The sequence below is a fragment of the Parabacteroides sp. 20_3 genome (assembly GCF_964238835.1).
Lineage (GTDB): Bacteria > Bacteroidota > Bacteroidia > Bacteroidales > Tannerellaceae > Parabacteroides > Parabacteroides distasonis.
In genome coordinates, this window is record NZ_CAXSNO010000002.1 from 762388 (window position 1) to 783773 (window position 21386).

At 48.3% G+C, this 21386-nt stretch carries 14 protein-coding genes and 2 rRNA genes; 8 read left to right on the forward strand and 8 right to left on the reverse strand.

Translation table 11 applies throughout. The features are described from left to right. Nucleotides 1-37 precede the first annotated feature (37 nt). A complete protein-coding gene (locus ACESPU_RS06900) occupies nucleotides 38-1216 on the reverse strand; it encodes an ATP-binding protein (RefSeq protein WP_048928364.1) in 1179 nt (392 codons plus the stop codon). 180 nt (nucleotides 1217-1396) lie between these two features. Further along, nucleotides 1397-2416, reverse strand: coding sequence for a branched-chain amino acid aminotransferase (locus ACESPU_RS06905; RefSeq protein ID WP_005858291.1), 1020 nt, complete (start codon nucleotides 2414-2416; stop codon nucleotides 1397-1399). Between the two features lie 539 nt (nucleotides 2417-2955). On the opposite strand from ACESPU_RS06905, the gene metF reads away from it, so the two are divergent. Both metF and ACESPU_RS06915 read left to right on the forward strand, forming a co-directional pair. Then, the gene (gene metF / locus ACESPU_RS06910) at nucleotides 2956-3909 is read left to right on the forward strand and encodes a methylenetetrahydrofolate reductase [NAD(P)H] (RefSeq protein WP_057318663.1); all 954 of its coding nucleotides are present in this window, start codon (nucleotides 2956-2958) and stop codon (nucleotides 3907-3909) included. A 254-nt stretch (nucleotides 3910-4163) separates the two neighbouring features. Beyond that, entirely contained in the window at nucleotides 4164-5288 is a 1125-nt protein-coding gene (locus tag ACESPU_RS06915; RefSeq protein WP_122369338.1) for a DNA polymerase III subunit delta, read from the forward strand. A 4-nt stretch (nucleotides 5289-5292) separates the two neighbouring features. Here ACESPU_RS06915 and ACESPU_RS06920 read toward each other — a convergent pair whose 3' ends face one another. Beyond that, complete coding sequence (locus ACESPU_RS06920) at nucleotides 5293-6615, reverse strand: MATE family efflux transporter (protein WP_048928362.1); 1323 nt, start codon at nucleotides 6613-6615, stop codon at nucleotides 5293-5295. 108 nt (nucleotides 6616-6723) lie between these two features. Between ACESPU_RS06920 and ACESPU_RS06925 the strand changes: the two genes are divergently transcribed. Both ACESPU_RS06925 and ACESPU_RS06930 read left to right on the forward strand, forming a co-directional pair. Then, nucleotides 6724-7722, forward strand: a complete 999-nt coding sequence (locus ACESPU_RS06925; protein ID WP_008778107.1) for a hypothetical protein — start codon at nucleotides 6724-6726, stop codon at nucleotides 7720-7722. Between the two features lie 181 nt (nucleotides 7723-7903). Further along, nucleotides 7904-9475: a ClC family H(+)/Cl(-) exchange transporter gene (locus ACESPU_RS06930; protein ID WP_005866120.1), complete on the forward strand. Its 1572-nt coding sequence runs from the start codon at nucleotides 7904-7906 to the stop codon at nucleotides 9473-9475. 81 nt (nucleotides 9476-9556) lie between these two features. On the opposite strand, the gene ACESPU_RS06935 is transcribed toward ACESPU_RS06930, so the two are convergent. After that, nucleotides 9557-10840, reverse strand: a complete 1284-nt coding sequence (locus ACESPU_RS06935; protein ID WP_122115072.1) for a DcaP family trimeric outer membrane transporter — start codon at nucleotides 10838-10840, stop codon at nucleotides 9557-9559. Between the two features lie 143 nt (nucleotides 10841-10983). Here ACESPU_RS06935 and ACESPU_RS06940 point away from each other — a divergent pair, with 143 nt between their 5' ends. The 4 genes from ACESPU_RS06940 to ACESPU_RS06955 all read left to right on the forward strand — a co-directional run bounded on the left by ACESPU_RS06940 (nucleotide 10984) and on the right by ACESPU_RS06955 (nucleotide 18470). Then, nucleotides 10984-11370 carry a hypothetical protein gene (locus ACESPU_RS06940; RefSeq protein WP_005858311.1) on the forward strand — a complete coding sequence of 129 codons (387 nt, stop codon included), beginning with the start codon at nucleotides 10984-10986 and terminating at the stop codon, nucleotides 11368-11370. Nucleotides 11371-11607: 237 nt separating this feature from the next. Next, nucleotides 11608-15354, forward strand: coding sequence for an efflux RND transporter permease subunit (locus ACESPU_RS06945; protein ID WP_373133220.1), 3747 nt, complete (start codon nucleotides 11608-11610; stop codon nucleotides 15352-15354). Nucleotides 15355-15373: 19 nt separating this feature from the next. Continuing rightward, the gene (locus ACESPU_RS06950) at nucleotides 15374-16840 is read left to right on the forward strand and encodes a TolC family protein (protein WP_227713799.1); all 1467 of its coding nucleotides are present in this window, start codon (nucleotides 15374-15376) and stop codon (nucleotides 16838-16840) included. A gap of 4 nt (nucleotides 16841-16844) precedes the next feature. Then, complete coding sequence (locus ACESPU_RS06955) at nucleotides 16845-18470, forward strand: efflux RND transporter periplasmic adaptor subunit (RefSeq protein ID WP_195283759.1); 1626 nt, start codon at nucleotides 16845-16847, stop codon at nucleotides 18468-18470. Nucleotides 18471-18632: 162 nt separating this feature from the next. Here ACESPU_RS06955 and ACESPU_RS06960 read toward each other — a convergent pair whose 3' ends face one another. From ACESPU_RS06960 to ACESPU_RS06975, 4 genes are all read right to left on the reverse strand, one after another. Beyond that, a complete protein-coding gene (locus tag ACESPU_RS06960; protein WP_195283760.1) occupies nucleotides 18633-20078 on the reverse strand; it encodes a glycoside hydrolase family 30 beta sandwich domain-containing protein in 1446 nt (481 codons plus the stop codon). Between the two features lie 27 nt (nucleotides 20079-20105). Continuing rightward, nucleotides 20106-20924 carry an alpha/beta hydrolase gene (locus tag ACESPU_RS06965; RefSeq protein ID WP_121961066.1) on the reverse strand — a complete coding sequence of 273 codons (819 nt, stop codon included), beginning with the start codon at nucleotides 20922-20924 and terminating at the stop codon, nucleotides 20106-20108. A 97-nt stretch (nucleotides 20925-21021) separates the two neighbouring features. Further along, nucleotides 21022-21132 (reverse strand): 5S ribosomal RNA (gene rrf, locus ACESPU_RS06970). 82 nt (nucleotides 21133-21214) lie between these two features. Continuing rightward, nucleotides 21215-21386, reverse strand: a 23S ribosomal RNA gene (locus ACESPU_RS06975); the annotation flags it as partial.

Genomic DNA, 21386 nt, shown 5'->3' on the forward strand with positions numbered 1-21386 from the left:
GACCTATAAAACTATTAGTATTAAAAAATATCCTTACTTAATATAAAAAACCGAACAACCAAAGCGGGATCATGTTCCCCTCCCCGATCTCGGTCTTATCGACAGCATAGTACATATCCGGATTGTTCTTCACTTTCATGTTTTCCTCGATCCGGAAATTATACATCGTATTCACCAGAAAGTGGGCGTTCTTGATTCCTTCATTCAGCTTATTGTCTTTCAATAGTTGGTTATAAAAGAACGACTCACGCACCGCCCCGGCATTTACCTCCATCGGACGGATGGGGTACATCAGGTTCGAGTTATACATATATACCTTGGAGGGTTTCTTCGGAAAGGATTCGCCCACCGGATACAGCATATTCATCAAACGGGCATCTGTCAAATACTTGATATAGTTCATCACGGTGGCCCGGGATGTCTCGATATCCTTGCTCAACTGACTCACGTTTGGGGTACAAGGAGCGCTCGTAGCCAATAAGTAGAGTAGTTTGCGTAGCTTTGGCAGGTAGCTTTGTTCGATTTGTTTTATGTATAACACGTCCACCTCTAGCATCATGTTCATGGTCTTCAGCAGGTTCTCGGAGAAGTTGCGCTTTTCCAAGAAGAACGGATAAAAACCATGATGTAGATAATCTTGGAAATAAGCCATCGGCCTTACGACCGAGCAAATACGTTTGGCGATTTCCTGATGATTCTCTAATACCTCATCGAACGTGTACGCGGGAAACTGGTTCCCCGACATCAAATTCAAGAACTCACGGAACGAGAACCCCCTGAGGTTATACGATACCACCTTGCCGGACAGGTCCGGATTCTCCTCTTTCAGACGCATCACCGACGAACCGGAGAAAACGATCTTCAAGTCCTCGAAATTATCATAGCAATACCGCAACTCTCTCGACCAATCGGAATACTTAAACACTTGGTCTATCAACAACACCTTTCCGCCTTTAGCCCGAAACTCGGCGGCGAAATCAACGAGTGTGCGTTCCGTAAAATAGAAATGATTTAAATTAATGTATAAGCATTCCTTATTATCGGCACCAAAATATTCACGGGCATAGTCTAACAAGAAAGTGGTCTTTCCGACTCCTCGCGAACCTTTAATACCGATCAACCGATCCTCCCAATTGATCTCATCCATTAATCCCCTTCGTACCGGAGAATACAGATGCTCTACCAGATATTTATGTGTTTTAAAGAATGCTTCCACCTACATAATTGGTAATTGAAAATTTGGAATTACCGATGCAAAGATAAACATCTTTTCTCATTTGCAATGCGGAGATTGCAATTTTATTGCAAAAAGTAAAGTTCAAACTAACAATTGCCTATCAACGTATTCTGTCTCGTAAAGACGGAGCGCACTCCAGTCCTTACGAAACAAAAGATATTATTCAATGATCGAGATCCATCCGTAAGTATCCGGCTCGTCGCCATACTGGATGGCACGTAGCTTATGATATAGTTTCTCGCAAACAGGACCCGGTTTGCCATCTTTGGCGATAACAAAAGATTTGTTCTCATCCAAATCGTCGATTTGTGAGATCGGGGCGATAACCGCAGCGGTACCACACTCGGCAGCCTCGTCGAACGTAGCGATCTCCTCGAAAGGAACCGGACGACGCTCTACCGTCAAGCCCATATCCTCGGCCAATTGCTGCAAGCTCTTGTTCGTGATCGAGGGCAAGATCGAGTGGGATTGCGGAGTGATATAGCTATTGCCACGGATTCCGAAGAAGTTAGCCGGACCGCACTCATCCAGATATTTCTTCTCTTTCGGATCCAGATACAATACGGCGGCGTATCCCTTGGAATGAGCGATCTCGCCAGCTACCAAGCTAGCGGCATAGTTACCACCCACCTTGATCGTACCTGTCCCGTTAGGAGCCGCACGGTCGTACTCACGAAGCACGCACACCTTCGAGGGCTGGAATCCACCCTTGAAATACGGACCTACCGGAGTGACAAATATCATAAACATATATTCGGGAGCCGGCTTCACACCCACCTGAGCGCCCAAGCCGATCATCAACGGACGAATATATAAAGCGGCACCGCTCTCATAAGGAGGAACAAAACGCTCGTTCAATTTCACGACCTTACGTACAGCTTCCTCGAACATCTCTACAGGCAACTCAGCCATCTTGATACCCCGGCTGGAAGATTGCATACGTTTAGCGTTCTCATCCATACGGAATACACGGATCTTACCGTCTTTTCCACGGAAGGCCTTCAAACCCTCGAAAGACTCTTGTCCGTAATGCAAGCAAGTAGCGGCCATGTGAATATTGATAATCTCGGATGAAGAAACTTCCAACTCACCCCATTTGCCGTCACGATAGTAGCATCTTACATTGTAGTCTGTCTTGATATAACCAAATCCCAGCTCAGACCAATTTAAATTTTCCATATCTATACAATTTGCTGTAATTAGTTTAAAATTAACAAATTACACTGTTAATAATATCGCTCAAAAGCAAAAACGCCCATAGCCGTCGCTATGGGAGATTTTGTGTACCGCAAATATACGCTAATTTATATATAGTTCGGCCTATAAACTAAAAAAAGCAAACGGAAGGCCACGGCTTTTTCATTTAACATTTCGTTAAAGTGGGGTTTCTTGTAAATTTTAACATGCGCTTTTGTTTTCGGTGGAAGGATTCCGGAAAACACGTACGACCTTTCCGGAAAACACGTACGACTTTTTCCAAAAACATGTACGTGTTTTCGCAGAAAGATTATCCTGTTTTTTAAATACTGATTATCAGATCCTTATACACATTTTTTCTCGTAAACTTATTGTGCGGAATTTCACTTGAGATTCATGCATTCCGGCCTGCCGAAACGGATGGGTAAATGAAAGAGCCGTGGCCTGGATATATACAAATAGCGGATTAAAATCTATGTTACCAAGATTTTTGCTACATTCGCGTCAAAAATAATTAAAATATGAAAGTCATTGATCTGATAAGGGATAGTAAGAGTACCGCTTTTTCTTTCGAGATATTACCGCCGCTGAAAGGTAACAGTATCCAGAAGGTGTATAATGTAATTGACAAGTTGAAGGAATTCGACCCTAAATACATAAATATCACCTCCCACCATAGCGAGTTCGTCTATAAAACCTTACCAGACGGAAGTTTCCAGAAAGTAAACATCCGTAAACGTCCGGGCTCCGTAGCGATCGCTTCGGCTATCCAGAATAAATACGGTATTCCTGCCGTACCCCATATTATATGTAAAGGCTTTACGAAAGACGAGACGGAATACGCTTTGATCGATTTGAACTTCCTTGGCGTAAACAACCTCTTAATATTAAGGGGAGATATAAAGACCTTAGAGGCCTCCCAGCAAAACCCGGAGTTATACCACGATCACGCGACTGATTTACAGCAGCAGGTAAATCATTTCAACGAAGGTATCGCGTTAGACGGTTCCAAGATAGACGGTATAGAGACTCCCTTCTCGTACGGCATGGCTTGCTATCCGGAGAAGCACGAGGAAGCGCCCAATATGGAATCTGATATCTATTACTTAAAGGAGAAAGTAAAAAATGGCGCTGAATATCTGGTAACCCAAATGTTCTTCGATAATGAAAAATATTATGCGTTCGTGGATCGTTGCCGTGCGGAAGGCATCACGGTTCCCATCATCCCCGGTATCAAACCGATCGTTTTCAAGAACCAATTAACGGTTCTTCCGAAGATATTCCGTGCAGATATCCCGGAGCCTTTCGCAACAGAATTACGTAAATGTAAAGATGATGCGGAAGCGAAAGAGGTGGGTGTGGAATGGTGTATACAGCAGTGCAAGGATCTGATCGTTCATGGTGTACCGAGCTTACATTTCTACACAATGATGGCCTCGGATAGCGTTTACAAAATAGCGAAAGAAATTTATTGAAATACAATAGGGGTTTTTGTACGCTGAGTTGTCTAATAGAAGTACACGATTGAACAATCATGTACTAAGTATGGTTATTTTTAAAATTCTAAGGTAATGAAATACATATTCTTTATTGGACTTGACTTGGTATTGTATCCGTTCTTAGTTTTACTCTACATATGTCAATTGATATTTACAAAACCTCGCGCTTTTTGATATCTGAATACTTTTCCGTAACTTCGTTCATTATTCTATAGAAAAGGAAATATCTCATGTATTTTAAAGATATCATCGGGCAAGAGGAAGTGAAGGAACGGTTGAGACAATCGGCTCGGACGGGGATCGTACCCCATGCACAGTTATTCACAGAGCAAGGGGGAGCCGGGGCGTTTCCGCTGGCTTTGGCTTACGCCCGTTATCTGAATTGTACGAACCGGACGGACACGGACGCTTGTGGACGTTGCCCGTCATGCCTCAAATATGACGAATTGGCACATCCCGATTTACATTTTGTATTCCCGATCGTAGCCAAGAAAGAGAAAAAGAAAGAGGTCTGCGATGATTATCTCAGTGAATGGCGTGGGTTCCTCAAAGAACATCCCTATTTCAATATGGATGAATGGCTGGATTATATCGAGGCCGGAAACTCACAAGCCATCATCTATTCCAAGGAAAGCGATGAGATTATCCATAAACTGAGCCTAAAGATTTATGAGGCGGAATATCGTATCTTGATAGTTTGGTTGCCGGAGAAACTGCATCCTACTTGTGCCAATAAGCTTCTGAAAATCATAGAGGAGCCTCCTATGAGAACGGTTATTCTTATGGTATCCGAGACACCGGACCTTATCCTCGGGACCATCCAATCCCGTGCGCAACGTATCCACATCCGTCCCATTGAGACCGATGCGATCATGAATGCCATGGTATCCCGTTTCGGGCTTTCGCCCGACGACGCTAAACACGTCGCTCACCTCTCCTCCGGAAGTTTTATCAAGGCGATGGAGGCGATTAGCTTGGGCGAGGAAAATAAATTCTTTCTGGAGCAATTCAAGGCCATGATGCGAAACTCATGGGCACGAAACGTAAAAGGCATGAAAGCGATGGCAGACGTCATGGCAGGGATCGGACGGGAGCGACAGAAGAACTTCCTCTCCTATTGCCAGCATTTGATCCGGGAGAACTTCATGTACCGGTTCCAATCACCCGAACTTAATTATATGAATCTAGACGAGGCAAGCTTCTCTGTTAAGTTCTCACCTTTCGTGAACGAACGAAACGTGATCGATTTGATGGAAGAATTGGCGAAAGCGGAACGCCATATCACACAGAACGTGAATGCCAAGATGGTCTTTTTTGATTTATCCTTACGAATTACCGTACTAATCAAAAGATAAGTCTTCAGATTTTCTTGTTACGCCAATTTCCTTTCCACAGATAGAAGAAAGAAGAAAGGATCATGATATTATATACATACTCCGTAGTCCAGCAAACCGCCACGTCCGCACGCAACCATACAGCGACATACAATATATATAATACGTACACGAATATGCTAGCCATATCGATTTCCAGCGCACGTCGGGTATTGCCTGTTCCCGATACGCTAAAGAAATAAATAAAACCGGGAACGGCAAAGAGATAAGAGGACAGCATCACCCACAGCGAGGGGATCGAGCTAGCGATCAAATCCGGGTTATCCGTATAAATACGCAATACGGTAGACGGGAACATAGCGATCAAGATACCGATCGGTAGCACGAACGCATAGCATAGCCCGATCATCCTCCAGCAAAGCGGAAGCACCCGGTCCGACTCCCCGGCGCCGATCAAGTTACTTACCAGCGAGCTGTTCGTGGAGGCGAAAGCATTCACGAACATAAACAGGAACGAGGAGATGCTACGTACCACATTCGTAATCGCCAACGGCCGCTCACCCAGATGCTCCATAGCGATAAAGAAGATAAACCATCCCCCAAAAGCGATCCCATGCTGGATCATCACCCAGATAGAGACACTCAGTATTTGTCCCAGCATCCTAAAATCCACTCTCGTAAAACGGAACAGACCATATTTTTTATAATCTATCTTCTTCCAAGTATAAATCACGAAGAACAATACGGAAACAGCTTCCGAGATCGAGGAAGCGATAGCGGCACCCGCTATCCCCAAAGCGGGGAACCCGAACTTACCGAATATCAAGATATAGTTCAAGACCACGTTGGTAAGCACCATCACCACCGAATTGGCCGTCAAGATCTTCGTATTCGTCGTACTCACGTAAAACGCACGGAACATCACCGCTATAAAAGAGAAGAAGAACCCGTACACCCGCCAGTCCAGATAGCTCATCGTCGCTCGATACACCTCTTCCGAACCGATCATCCGGTGGAGCAGATGGGGCGTAAGCAGATTAGAGGCCGTAAACAACACCGCCGCCAGCAAAAAAAGGAATAGCCCGCCTTGCGTGAAAACCTCGCCGATCCGTTTATACTCCCCCTCACCGTTACGACGTGCCATCAGCACCTGAGCGCCTACACTGAAACCAAAGCCCAGCATATAAATCACAAGATAATAGACTCCTGCCAAGGCGGAGGCACCTAGCTCGACCTCGCCGACACGTCCCAGATAAGCGGTATCCGTCAATCCGATCATATGCTCCATGAGCAAGCTGATTAATACCGGATACGTGATCTTTAGAATTTGTTTGTTCGTATATCGCATGATGAATCTTAAATAAAAGGGAGGCAAAGGTAGTAATAAGATGCCAGTCACACAATATTACCCCATGCGATCCGTTTCTTATCATATTACATTATTATACGAAGAGATATGGTTACAAAACTCATCATGGCCTGTATTTTGTCCGCTACGCTATTGAGCTGCAACGGGCAAAACACAAATACGATCAACTACGCTACCGTCGAACCCCTGCATATCAATCGTTTTGACAAGGATTTATTCCGGCTGATCGATACGGAAGATACCACCTTGCAACCCGAACTAATCAAACAATACCCGGAAATGCTGGATATCATCGGGAAAGGCATATTAAACCTGCAAACCATCGAGACTCCCGGCTTCTTCGAGAAAATGCGGAATTATTACTCGGAGCCTACCTTGAAAGGCTTGTATCGTGACGCTATCACCCAATATGATTCCGTGGAGGATATCGAGAAATCCTTGGGATACGGATTCGCCTATCTAAAGGAGAATTTCCCCTCGATGCAGATCCCTGCTATCTATATGCATGTATCCGGTTTCAACCAGAACGTATTGGTAGGCGATAGCCTGCTTTCCCTTTCCATCGATAAGTATATGGGAAAGGACTATCCCTTGTACCAAGATTTCTTCTATGACTCCCAGAAATTGAAAATGCAACGTGGACTCGTAGTCCCGGATTATCTGGCGGGGTGGCTCATGTCCGAATATCCTTTCGCGGGAAAAGAGAACGTATTGCTGGACCGGATGATTTACGAGGGAAAAATCAAATACCTGCTCTCGCAAGCCCTAGGCGTTCCCGATGCCGCCGAGCTAATGGGATACACCGAACAGGCCTACAACTGGTGCAAGGACAACGAAGGAACAATCTGGAAAGCAATCATCGAGCGCAAGCATCTTTATACCCCGGATCAACTGACAACTTCCCAGTATTTCGAGGATACCCCGGCCATTTTCCCCGAGAACGACGCTCCCGGGAATATCGGGACTTGGATAGGCTGGCAGATCATCAACCAGTACATGAAGGAGACGGGATCTACCCCGGAGGCGTTGATGCAAAACAACGACGCCCAAGAAATCCTAACCGCCTCAAAGTACAAACCCCTATAAACAGGAAAACCGCCCTATTCTCACGAACAAGACGGATAACCTAATCTAACTTAATTCTAATACCATGAAAAACACTATATCTTAATAACAAGGCTTTTTAAAAAAGGTTCAATGGAATGAGATTTTAAACCTCTTATTTACCTTGGTTGTTGTAACAGGAAACGAAAACAAGGTGAGTCCGATGGATAATGATCTCTTAGATATAACAAAATTGAGGCGCTGGCGGATCTGGAAATTGAAACTTATTGACGCCAGACTTTATTTTGTAAGCATTTTCGTGGGATTGCTGACCGGGTTGGTAGCGGTACCTTATCACTATCTGCTCCAGCAGTTATTCAATAGCCGGAAACTTTTTTTCGACGGTCATTACCCTTGGTATTTCCATGTCTTGTTCTTCTTCACGCTATGGGGTATATTGCTTTGCGTGAATTGGATGGTCAAGAAGATGCCGCTGATTACCGGTGGGGGCATTCCCCAGACACGGGCGGTTATCAATGGCAGGATCACTTATAAAAACCCATTGACACAATTAATCGCCAAGTTCACGGGAGGGATATTAGCGATCAGCGCCGGCCTGTCCCTTGGTCGTGAGGGGCCGTGCGTACAGATCGGATCTTACGTGGGGAATATCATTTCCAAATGGGGACACGTATTGGCTGGAGAGCGCAAGCAACTTTTGGCCGCCGGCGCAGGTGCCGGATTGGCCGCCGCTTTCGCCGCTCCCCTCGCTTCCTCACTTTTGGTGATCGAGTCCATCGAACGGTTCGACGCTCCCAAGACCGCCATTACCACCTTGCTGGCAGGGGTCGTGGCGGGAGGCGTAGCGAGCTTGATTTTCCCCTTCAACCCCTACTCGCAGATTAGCGCTATTGCCCCGCAGGCTACTTTTATAGATCAACTGAAGTTGTTCTTATTTCTGGCCGTGGTTATTTCCGTCTTCGGGAAAATTTACTCGATGTTTACCCTTTGGTGCAAGGATTTCTTTACCAGACTGAAGCATCCTCCTTATATGAAGATGTTGTACCTGCTTATCATAGCGTATACGATCTCATTGACGGAGATCGACTTGACAGGAGGAGGCGAGCAATTCCTTATCATGCAAGCGATGCATGGATATCACCCCGTTTTATGGATAGCGGCGATGATGCTCATCCACTTGATATTCACGTCTCTCTCTTTCTCCTCCGGACTGCCGGGAGGGAATTTCATCCCTACACTAGTTACCGGGGGATTGTTCGGGCAGATCATCGCCTTATTATTGGTGAAGTATGGTTTCATTGAAACGGAGAGCATCAGCTATATCATGTTAATCAGCATGGTAGGTTTCTTGGTGGCGGTAGTCCGGACACCGCTGACGGGTATCGTCTTGATTACGGAGATAACCGGGCATCTGGACGTATTCTACCCCTCTATCATTGTCGGCGGGCTTACGTATTACTTCACGGAAATGCTACAGATAAAACCTTTTAACGTGGTTCTCTACGACGAGATGATCTCGACTCCAGCCTTCCGTACCGAAGGGCGTTCCAGCCTGTTCGTAGAGATCATGACAGGTGCCTATTTCGACGGGAAGGAGGTAGATCACCTCACCCTCCCCCAACGTTGTATCATCAAGACTATTCACCGGGATCGCAAGGACTTGGCTCCCGCCGGACAGACTCTTATCCCCGGTGATCAAGTAGAAATCGAGATCGATTCGCAGGATATCGAGAAGCTGTATGAGCCGCTGATTAGCATGGCGAACATCTATTAATCGCAGACCTGCCAATCGCCTCGAAAAGAAATGCCACACCAAGAATCCCCCGGTGTGGCACATCAACAAAACGCTACATTATCAGAAGTTATATTGAGCGGAAACATTAAGTCGGTTGGCGTGGCGGGTCATATCGTTGAAATCGGTACGCCAGCCTCTCAAGTACTCGGCGCCGACTTGCAGATTAGCGTTCATGTTCCAGAAAATGTTGGCTACCAAGTATTGACCGTAGCGGTATTGATCCGACGGGGTAACCGGGTAATCATTCTCGCTGTATAAACGAGTCTGGCTATAGGTGCTGGAGACGAATACCTTCGACGTGATATTATACTGCAAGCCAGCGTACCAACCCATCATCGGAAGCACTTGCATCTTGCCTTTGGCCTCGGGGTCCGGAACCAGATCCACGTCCAGATTACTGATATCATTCAAGAACTGGCTGATCCCCCGGCCGTAAGTAGCCTGACCGTAGAAGTTCAGCTTGCTCGTCACATTGAACGTAGAGGCGGCAAACACGCCCCATCCGGCCTTAGACTCGGCCCGTTGCGCCACCAAGTTCTCATACGTCATATTACGTACGATACCAGCTACACGGATATGGCTGCTCTTATTCCAAGCGTATTGGATATAGGCAGGGAAGTTCGGCATACGTTGGTTACTGATATTCACGCTTTGGTTCGTGATGCCATCCACCACTGGCATCTCGATACCTACACCCGCTTTCCATCCCTTACCGAAAGCACGCTCATAGCGTAACAGGGTGGCACGGCTGAAAACCTGTCCGGCAGGCCCCGCATAATCGATCGAGGGCGGAAGGGCGGCCAGATCCATGAAGGTACTATAATCGTAACCCATCGTGAAACCAAGGAAAGACACATAGGCGTTCTGGAGCTCGAAGACCTTGCTGCCTCCCCGGAAGTTACCCGCCGTATACACGACGAAATCCCCGAGGTGTTTGGTACGACCCACTAATTTCAAGAATATCGTACTGGTAGTAGCGTCCATCTGGAACTGGTTACGGACGTAGTTCTGCCCACCATTCGGGATCATGGACGGATAGAAATCGACATCATCCGAAATCCCGCCGAAATCATACTCCGCCGTAGCCTTCACGTAACCGCCGATACCCAAGGCGAAACGTCCCTTACGATCGGTCAATACGAAGCGGGGGGCTTTCGGGTCGTGGAAACGAGGGCTCTGCGTCTCATTCATTATCCTCACGATTTCATCACCTGCCTTGTCTTGGCTGACAAGGACTATCGAATTTGGCACGTCATCCTCGATGACCACCTTTTGAGCCTTAGCGGGAGCCGATAAGAATCCCATACCTAGCAGTAATACTGCTCCTTGTACAAATAGTCTCATAAATGTGTTTTGTTTAGATTAATTACCTACCTTGAACAAGGCTATAAAGAAAAGGTTCTGATTTTAACAACCCTACGAGCACTTTTTCCACCCTATTGCCCGTTCAAAAAATATTCATATATTTGCGGAATATATTACTTGGGATGAGAAGATTTTTATTGTTCATACTCGCTGTTCTTTACCTCGGGGTTTCCTCCGGGTTTGCGCTGAATTACCATTATTGTATGGGTAAGTTGGCGGAGGTGAGTTTGCAGTATCTTGACACTTGCCCCAGTTGCGGTGAGGCGGGCACGTCCCATAAGTGCTGCTCTACCGAGACGGAATATGTTAAGTTATCCGTCGATCAGGATGTGGCGAATACGCTCGTGCAACTGTCCGCTCCTGTCGCTGTAGTTTTGTTGTTCGATCTACTCGACTCCTATAAGATCGCCGGGCGAGACGAGACAACACGTTCCAATCCCTTTATTAATCCACCCAAGGAGAATAGCGCTATCCCGTTATTCGTCCATCATTGTACTTTTTTGATTTAGCGTATAGGCTTCCTTTTTAAAAGGCGATTTACGTCTGTTTACGCACGAGTACCGGCGTAATCTATTGCGAGTACTGGAGTAATCCACCGCAAGTACTGGAGTAATCCATTGCAAATACTGGAGTAATCCCTTGCGAGTACTGGCGTAAAGCATCACGAGTACTCATGTGATCGCTTGCCTTCAAAGACGAACAAATAAGCGTTCTCATATGTTTTCAAATCATAAAAGCTCATTCAAATGTTAAACAGAATCATTCGTTACTTCCTTGAGAACAGGGTGGTAACCTTACTTTTACTAGTGCTGATTATCGTATGGGGCATCTCCACGTCCCCCTTCAATTGGCACGGGGGGATCATTCCCCGGAATCCGATTCCGGTAGACGCCATCCCCGATATCGGCGATAACCAGCAGATCGTGGCCACGGAATGGATGGGCCGCTCGCCGAAGGATATACAGGACCAGATCACTTATCCGCTGACCACCTCTCTTTTAGGTATCCCGGGAGTGAAGACGATCCGTAGTTCCTCCATGTTCGGGATGTCCTTCATATACATTATCTTCGATGACGATATAGAGTTCTACTGGAGCCGTTCCCGTATATTGGAGAAGCTGAACTCCCTGCCTCCGGGAACCTTGCCGGAAGGCGTGCAGCCTACCTTGGGACCGGACGCTACCGCCCTCGGGCAGATCTATTGGTATACGCTGGAAGGACGGGACCCCAAAACCGGTAAACCTACCGGAGGCTGGAACGCCGAGGAGTTGCGTACGATACAGGATTTCTACGTCAAGTACACCTTATCCTCCGCCGAGGGGGTATCCGAGGTTGCCTCGGCGGGCGGCTTCGTGAAGGAGTACCAGATCGAGTTGAACCCAGATGCCATGTACGCCTTCAACGTCTCCGTGATGGATATCATGAGCGCCATCAAGAAGAGCAACCTCGATATCGGCGCCGAGACGATGGAGATCAACAAGGTGGAGTACCTGATCCGAGGCTTGGGGTATATCAAGAATGTAAAAGATATAGAGAATGCCGTCGTCACCGTTCGGGAAGGCGTGCCGGTTCGCATATCGGACGTGGCGTTCGTGAATATCGGCCCCGGAACCCGACGGGGAGGGCTGGACAAGGAGGGTGTGGAGGCCGTGGGCGGAGTGGTAGTAGCCCGCTATGGCTCCAACCCCTTGGAGGTTATCAATAACGTAAAGGCGAAGATCAAGGAGATGGAGCCGGGATTGCCCCAAAAGGTACTGGCGGACGGGACGGTCTCCAAGGTAACCGTCGTGCCGTTCTACGACCGTACGGGGCTTATCAAGGAGACGATCGGGACGTTGGATACCGCCCTTTCCCACGAAATATTGATCTGCGTGATCGTTATCATCGTGCTGGTGCTCAATCTGAGGGCCTCTATCGTTATCGCCAGTATGCTACCGATAGCAGTGCTCGCCACGTTCATCATCATGCGTTATACGGGGATAGCGGCGAATATCGTGGCTTTATCGGGTATAGCGATCGCCATTGGCGTGATGGTGGATGTAGGGGTCGTCTTCGTGGAAAGTATCATCCGTTACCGGGAGATGCCCGAGAACAGACATATACAGGGGGGAAAGGCGTTTGTCAACCTTATTTATAAGGCGGTAAGCGAGGTGTCCGGGGCGATCAGCACGGCGATGATCACGACGATCGTCAGCTTCCTCCCCGTCTTCACCATGGAGGCGCAGGAAGGGAAGATGTTCTCGCCCTTGGCCTACACCAAGACGTATGCTTTGGCTTCCGCCTTCGTGCTGGGATTGATCTTGCTTCCTTCCCTATCGTATTGGTTGTTCTCGATAAAGATCCATTCAAGGCTGATACGGAAAATACTGAATTACCTGTTGATCGTGGCCGGAATCGCCTTGCTTATTATCTATGGCAGTATTCCCGCTATCGGGCTAACGGCAGTCGGGTTGAATAATCTATTGTCCGGGTATTGGAAGAAGCCTCAGATGAGCACCTATATCAATATCGGTATCACCCTCTTTGTCTCGATCTATTACCTGTCTGAGGAATGGTTGCCGATGGGGCCGCAAAAAGGGATGCTCGCCAATATCCTGTTCGTGGCGGGTTGCGTAGCCATCATCCTAAGCATCCTGTGGCTGCTCGTTATGTATTATGAGAGGATACTGCGCTGGTGCTTGGATAACCGCTGGAAATTCATGTTGATTCCGGGAGCTACCATCGTATTCGGTTTCTGGATATGGAGAGGCATCGGACAGGAGTTTATGCCTAGCCTGAACGAAGGTTCTTTCCTACTGATGCCGACTAGCATGCCGCATTCCGGTATCGAGCAAAACCTTGATTATATAGAGGCGCTCGACAAACGGCTGGCCTCTATCCCCGAGGTGGAGACCGCCATCGGTAAATGGGGCCGTGTAAACTCCGCCCTCGATCCAGCACCGGTACAGATGTTCGAGAATACAATCAACTACCGTCCGGAATATATCCTGAATGAGGACGGGAAAAGGGAACGTTTCAAGGTAAACCGGCAAGGGGAGTATCTCCTAAAAGATGGAGGCGTATATAACCCCAAAGACGGTTTCCGGCTGATTCCCTCAGACAGCCTGATCCCAGACGCTAAAGGCGATTACTTCCGCCAATGGCGACCGGAGATCAAGAACACGAACGATATCTGGCAACAGATCGTGAACGTCACCCATCTTCCGGGATTGACTTCCGCCCCGAAGCTGCAGCCTATCGAGGCCCGTCTCGTCATGTTATCCACCGGTATGCGTGCCCCGATGGGTATCAAGGTGTATGGCCCGGATCTGGAGACGATCGAGAAAGCCGGAAAGGCGATCGAGAAGGCATTGAAAGAGGTACCCTCCGTTATCCCCTCTTCCGTATTTTACGACCGTGCGGTAGGCGCCCCTTATCTGGAGATCGAACTGAACCGTGAGAATATGGCCCGTTACGGCGTAAACGTGGAGGACTTGCAAGAGATATTAAGTGCCGCTGTCGGTGGCATGGTACTGACCCGCACCGTGGAAGGCAGGGAACGTTTCCCGGTGCGCCTACGCTACGCTCGTGAGCTTCGAGATAATCCGGAGGCGCTAGGTATGATCCTCGTACCGACCGCCACTGGGGCGCAAGTCCCGCTTAAAGAGCTAGCCGATATCAACTATACCCGTGGAGCGCAGATGATCCAAAGCGAGAACACTTTCTTGGTAGGCTACGTCATCTTCGACAAACTGGCGGGGAAGGCGGAAGTGGATGTCGTGAAAGAGGCTTCCCGCATCCTTGAGCAACAGATAAAGGAGGGCGAGTTGAACCTTGATCCCGGCGTATCCTATAAGTTCGCCGGCAATTACGAGCAGCAGGAGCGTGCCACCAGCCGGCTGATGATCGTCGTTCCCCTCGCCTTGTTGATCGTCCTGCTGGTTCTATACTTTCAATTCAAGACGGTCACTGCCTCACTGATCCATTTCTCCGGGGTGTTCGTAGCCTTCGCCGGAGGTTTTATCTTGCTATGGCTTTACGGACAGGATTGGTTCATGAACTTCTCCATCGCCGGAGAGAATATGCGGGATCTTTTCCAGATGCACACGATCAATCTGAGCGTGGCAGTCTGGGTCGGTTTCATCGCCTTGTTCGGTGTGGCTACGGATGATGGGGTATTGATGGGAACCTACATCCATCATGTATTCCTCGAGCGAGACCCCCGCACCAAGCACGATATCCGGGAAGCGGTAGTAGCCGCCGGACTGAAACGGGTACGCCCAGCGGCCATGACTACAGCCACTACCCTGATCGCTTTACTCCCCGTACTTACCTCTACCGGTAAGGGGGCGGATATCATGGTACCGATGGCTATCCCTACGTTCGGAGGCATGCTGATCCAGAGTATGACCATGTTTGTCGTTCCCGTCCTGCAATGCTGGTGGCGGGAGAACGCTATAAAGAAAGAACAAAAGAATAAAATTCAAGAGGAGGTAACGACTTATGAGATATAAAAGAATCAGATCAATCATCATGGCAGGTGTACTGGGGATGCTAAACGTCCTTTTCGCTTACTCCCAGCCGGCCGATAGTTTAGGCTATTATCTGGAACTGGCGGCACGTAACAATCCGCAGATCAACGCCGACTTCTCCCTGTATAAGGCATCTTTGGAGAAAGTCCCGCAAGCCGGAGCCTATCCGGACCCGGAACTGGAGATCGGTTTCTTCCTGAAACCGATGGAGATCTTGTCCGGAAAGCAAATAGCGGATTTCACCTTGATGCAAATGTTCCCTTGGTTCGGTACCCGGAAGGCGGCCCGCAACGAGGCGACCGAGATGGCCCGGATGGCTTACGAACAATTCCGTAACAGTCGCAACAACCTGTATTACGAGGTGAAGAGTCAATGGTACCAGCTTTGCAATATCAGCGAGCAATATAAAAATACGCAGGCGAACCTTCGTCTGCTAGACCAGTTGGAACAGTTGGCATTGAACCGCTTCTCCGCTCCGTCGGCGAAGGCGGGCGGTTCCTCCGTCCTACCCTCCCCCGTATCTTCTGCTCCATCGACTCCTCCCGCCGTATCCGGTGGAGGTATGTCGGGTATGGGAGGCAGTAGCATGGGAAGCCCTACGGTACAAAGCACGGGAGCATCCGGTAGTACGATGTCCGGAATGTCCGGCGGTAGCCCTATGGGTGGAGGCTCTATGGGAAGTGGCAACTCCATGGGCGGAATGTCGGACGTACTGCGAATCCAGATGGAGAAGGTAGAACTGGAGAATACGCTAGCCTCCTTGTTATCGCAACGGAAAACGGCCGAGGCTGCTTTTAATACGTTGCTCAATCAGTCGCTAGCTACCCCGATTTCCGTCCCCGACTCGTTGGAACGGCTTCCTCTCTCATGGAGTGAGTCGATGGCTCTTGACAGCGTCATCTCCAACAACCCCATGCTTACCATGCTGGAGGCGGAAGGAAACGCTTACCGGGCCAAGGCGGAGATGGACAAGAAAATGAGTTACCCCATGCTAGGTATCGGCCTCCAGTATTCCTTGATCGGGAAGAAACCGGAAGATATGTCTATGGGCTCTATGTCCGGTATGAACGGAAAGGATATGTTCATGCCCATGCTAAAGATCAGCCTTCCTATCTTCCGTAAGAAATATAACGCACAGCAACGGGAAAGCAAGCATTATTGGAAATCCAGCGAGTTGAAGTACGAGAACACGATGAACCAACTGCAAGCCGAGTATATCCGTATTACCCAGCAATTGGAAGATGCCGCACGGAAAATCGATTTGTACCAGAAACAATACGATCTATCGTTGGCCACCTACCAACTGATCGTCCGGGAATTCTCGACAGGAAGAACGACCTTGACCGACGTGATCCAAGTGGAGCGACAAATGTTGGACTATCACTTGAAGAAAAGCGAAGCGATAGCGGAATATAATACCCAAATCGCCGGAATCGAGAAATTAATATCCACCTCTGTAAACGAATAAGAAAATGAAAAATATAAATGAAACCGTAAAATCCAAGTACCTGATATATATCCTGTTCCTAGCGGGCGGCCTCTTGTTGGGCTGGCTCCTGTTCCATAACTCCGATACCGACAGCCATACGTCACAAGCGAGCGAGACCGGCACGGTAGTTCACGACCCTACGCATGGCCACGACCTCCAACAGAACGAGGCCGGCGAGTGGACTTGTTCCATGCATCCCCAAATTCGCCAAGACAAGCCGGGTAAATGCCCTATCTGCGCCATGGATTTGATCCCCGTACGTAAGAGCTCCTTCTCCGACAAGGCCATCGATCCCAACGCCATTCAGCTTTCGGAAGAAGCAGCAGCCTTAGCGGACGTACAAACCTCCAAGGTATCCCGCCAGAATCCGGTCAAGCAAGTCCGTTTATACGGCAAGATCGTACCGGACGAGCGTAGCCTGCAATCTCAAACAGCCCATGTAAGCGGACGCATCGAGAGCTTGAACGTTGATTTCACGGGTGAGACGGTGCGTGCCGGACAGACCCTCGCTACCCTCTACTCCCCAGAGCTTTTCACCGCCCAGCAAGAATTGTTGGAAGCGATCCGCATGGGACAATCTCAATTGATACAGGCCGCCCGTGAAAAACTATATTTATGGAAGATGACAGATGCCCAGATCGCCGCTATCGAGAAGTCCGGCTCTATCTCCCCGGTTGTAGAGATCAAGTCGAACACGAGCGGTATCGTCCTGTCCAAGCGGGTAAGCCAAGGTGATTATGTATCCCAAGGAGCTATCCTTTTCGACGTGGCGAACCTCACGAAGGTATGGGCCTTGTTCGACGCTTTCGAGGTGGATCTCCCTTTCCTTAGCAAAGGTGATCCGGTGGAATTTACCTTGCAAGCGCTACCCGGCAAGAAGTTCTCGGGTAAGATCTCTTTCATCGACCCGATCTTGAACACGACGACCCGTACCGCCAAGGTCCGTGTAGAGGTACCGAACGCCTCTTTGGAGCTCAAGCCCGAGATGTACGCCACGGCAAACGTAAGCGCCCCGCTCCGCAACTATAAGAACGAGATCGTCGTACCGCAAACCGCTGTGCTCTGGACGGGTAAACGTGCTATCGTGTACGTAAAGCAACCGGATACGAATACCCCCGCTTTCTTGATGCGTGAGGTGGAGCTAGGCCCTTCCCTTGGTAACTCTTATGTTATCTTGAATGGCTTGCGAGAAGGTGAGGAAATCGTAACCAACGGAGTCTTCGCCATAGACGCCAGCGCACAGCTGGAGGGAAAAACTTCCATGATGAATAACGGCGACGAGCCCGCCAAGCCTATGATTGGGCATGAGGGGCATATGATGCATGCGCAAAGCGCCACGGGGGTAGCCTCCGAGCATGCCATGTTCGGTGTCAAAGGCTCTTGCGATATGTGCAAGGAACGTATCGAGAAAGCGGCCAAAGGAGTAAATGGTGTGTTATCCGCTCATTGGGACAAAGATACCCAGATGATCCATCTCCAGTACGATCCCCAAAAGACCTCCCCGAAAGCGATCAGCAAGGCGATCGCTAAAGTAGGCCATGACACGGATATGGATAAGGCGGATAAAGCCGTATATGATAAGCTACCGGCTTGTTGCCACTATAGATAAAGTATTGGACATTCGGGGGTGTGTCAAAAGTGTGAACATGGCACGCAGATAACGCTGATTGAGCAGATGACCACAGATTTATGATATGAAAATCAATATATTATCTGCGTAAATCTGCTAAATCTGCGTGCCATAATTCCAACTTTTAACACACCCTCCTTATTAGTAAAGATTCCAACGGAAAGAAGCGACTGCTTTAGCGGGAACCTCGTAGGTAAACGAACGTTCGCCGCTGTTTACCGTTATATTTTTAGTCCCGTCCGTATTATTTAGTAATACGAGCGCTTCCGTTCCATCTAAATTCTCGAAGGCGGAATACATAATCCCATCAGCCGTATACCCTTTAGAGCCGATCCGTACTGCCCCCGGTTTCACCACAGAGGATAAATGACCGATAATATAATAATGAGAATTCCGGGTAATCGTCTTATAATCCGAGCGATCGATATCCACGGCACCATAACAAGTCTGGCAACCACCCTCTCGGTTCGGTCCCCGCTCGTTGTCCAGCATCAAGTTCCATACGATAACTGCCTTACACCAGTTATTCACCGTACCCAAGGCCGTCTCCTCCATATCTTCCATCAAGCGTTTCTCTAAGTTACGTCCATCATTCCACATGCCGATAGAAGTTTCCGTAAATATTAATTCTTTATCGGGGAACTTGCCGTTTACGTTATTCAACTCCTCCCGGTCGCCCCCGTAATTATGGTAAGCGGCACCTGTCAGGAAAGAAGCGGCATTCTCATCCTCGTAGATTTTCATCGGATAGCCTTGCTGCTCCAACATATTATCGTAATTGTAATTATGGTCGAAAGCGTAGATATTCGTCTTGAGGCCAGTCTCTTTCAGTTTAGGGCCTAGAGCGTCACGCACGAAAGAGAGTTGCTCCTCCCATCCCATAAATAAGGAAGCGGAATTTCCTCGGTTCAAAGGTTCGTTTTGGGGAGTTATCGCCTCGATAGGAATCCCCTCGGCCTCCATCGCCTGTATCCATTTCACGAAATAGGTAGCGTAATCTTGATAATAGGCGGGATTCAGCTGTCCGCTAGTCCACGACTCGAACGGGCGCAAATCCTTTAAGTTATCCACCTTCATCCATCTTGGACAAGTCCAAGGCGATCCCAAGATTTTTATAGAAGGGCTGATCGCCAAGATCTCCTTCAAGATCGGTATCACATACTCCTTCTCCTCGCTCTGCAAGGCGAAATTCTCGACACCCTTCGTGTCACAACAAGTATACTCACTTAAAGAAAAGTCCGAGCAGCCAATCGAGATACGGATATAGCTATACCCCATCCCCTCCGTATCAGAGAAAGTCTCTTTCAGGAAAGCTGTCCGATCCTCGGGAGCCATCCGCATCAAGTTATAGCAGGTAGAGCCTGTCACGGCGGCGCCAAAGCCATCCATCGTCTGATAGCGCACCGAAGGGTCTATCGTTATCACGGAAGGCGAGGCGGCTTGTTTGTCCCCCAAGGCGATCTCACTTCTCACGAAATCTTTCGCACGATCGTTTGTCGTGACATACACCGTTACATTGTCCGAGGTCTTCGCTCCAGAACATGCGTTCAAGCAAATCAAGACCATTAATAAAGAAAAGAGAACCATACGTATTAAATTAAATAGTTTATCGAATTACCGGGTTTCTGAACCTTTCAAGATCGCATTCACGTGATTCTTTAAGATGTGGAAGGCAGGAGCGGCCATCGATCCATGATCATATCCGTCCAACTCATAGATATAAGTATTCTTATGTCCGGCCACTTTCATCATACGCCAAAAATAGGCGTTCTCCTCATAGCGGCCCAGCATCTCCATCTCCCGGTCGCCCGAGACGATAATCAATGGAGGAGCGTCAGGACGTACGTAAAACAAAGGGGCGAACTCGTCGATACTCGGTTGGGTATCTTTTATCCCCTTCGCCTGCCGATAAGCGAAATGGCTGATCGCATGACCGCTGAAAGGGATTAATGCGGCGATGGAATCAGCATCTATCCGGTACTTAGTCAACCACTTCTTATCCAGTCCGACCATATTTGTTAAATAACCTCCAGCGGAATGACCTGAGACAAAGATTTTACGCCTATCCCCACCATACTTCTCAATTTCGCTGAATGTCCAAGCGACAGCGGCGGCGGCATCATCGATACAATCGCTCAACGTGGCTTTGGGTAGCAGACGGTAATTTACGGCGATAACGGCTAATCCGCAGTTCTTCAATTCCTTCGGGATGAATTTGCTACCTCCCGACAAGCCGCCTCCGTGAAACCAGACTACCGTAGGGAAGTCTTTTGCGTTCTCGGGATAATAAAGATCCAATTTACAACGTTCCACCGCATATGGATTTTTCGATTGGGTATAAGAGATATCTCTGACTATTTTATAGTCTTGATCTTGCGCCGCAAGGATATTACAGATAAACAGACTAAATAGAAATAAATAGATTTTCTTCATGATATTAGATAATAGATTTAATACATCAAATTTAATATAAAAAAAGGAGTCACCCCTTACGGACTGACTCCTCTCCATCGGCTGTCGCCTTGCCTCAAGACGGCGGCTACCTACTCTTCCACTGTTACGCAGTACCATCGGCGTGACGAGGCTTAACTTCTCTGTTCGGAATGGGAAGAGGTGGATCCCTCGTGCTATAGCCACCTTAATATCATTATCAAGATTTTGACCGGACATCAATCCGAAGAGACCAGCTTCGCCTTATCGTCTTAAAATATATCAACCTTCACGTGAGGAAAGTCCCGGGCTATTAGTACCACTCGGCTCGGACGTCGCCGCCCTTACACCTGTGGCCTATCAAGGTCATCGTCTATAACCACCCTTCAGGGAGATCTAATCTTGAGGCCGGCTTCGTACTTAGATGCTTTCAGCACTTATCCGATCCGTACTTAGATACCCGGC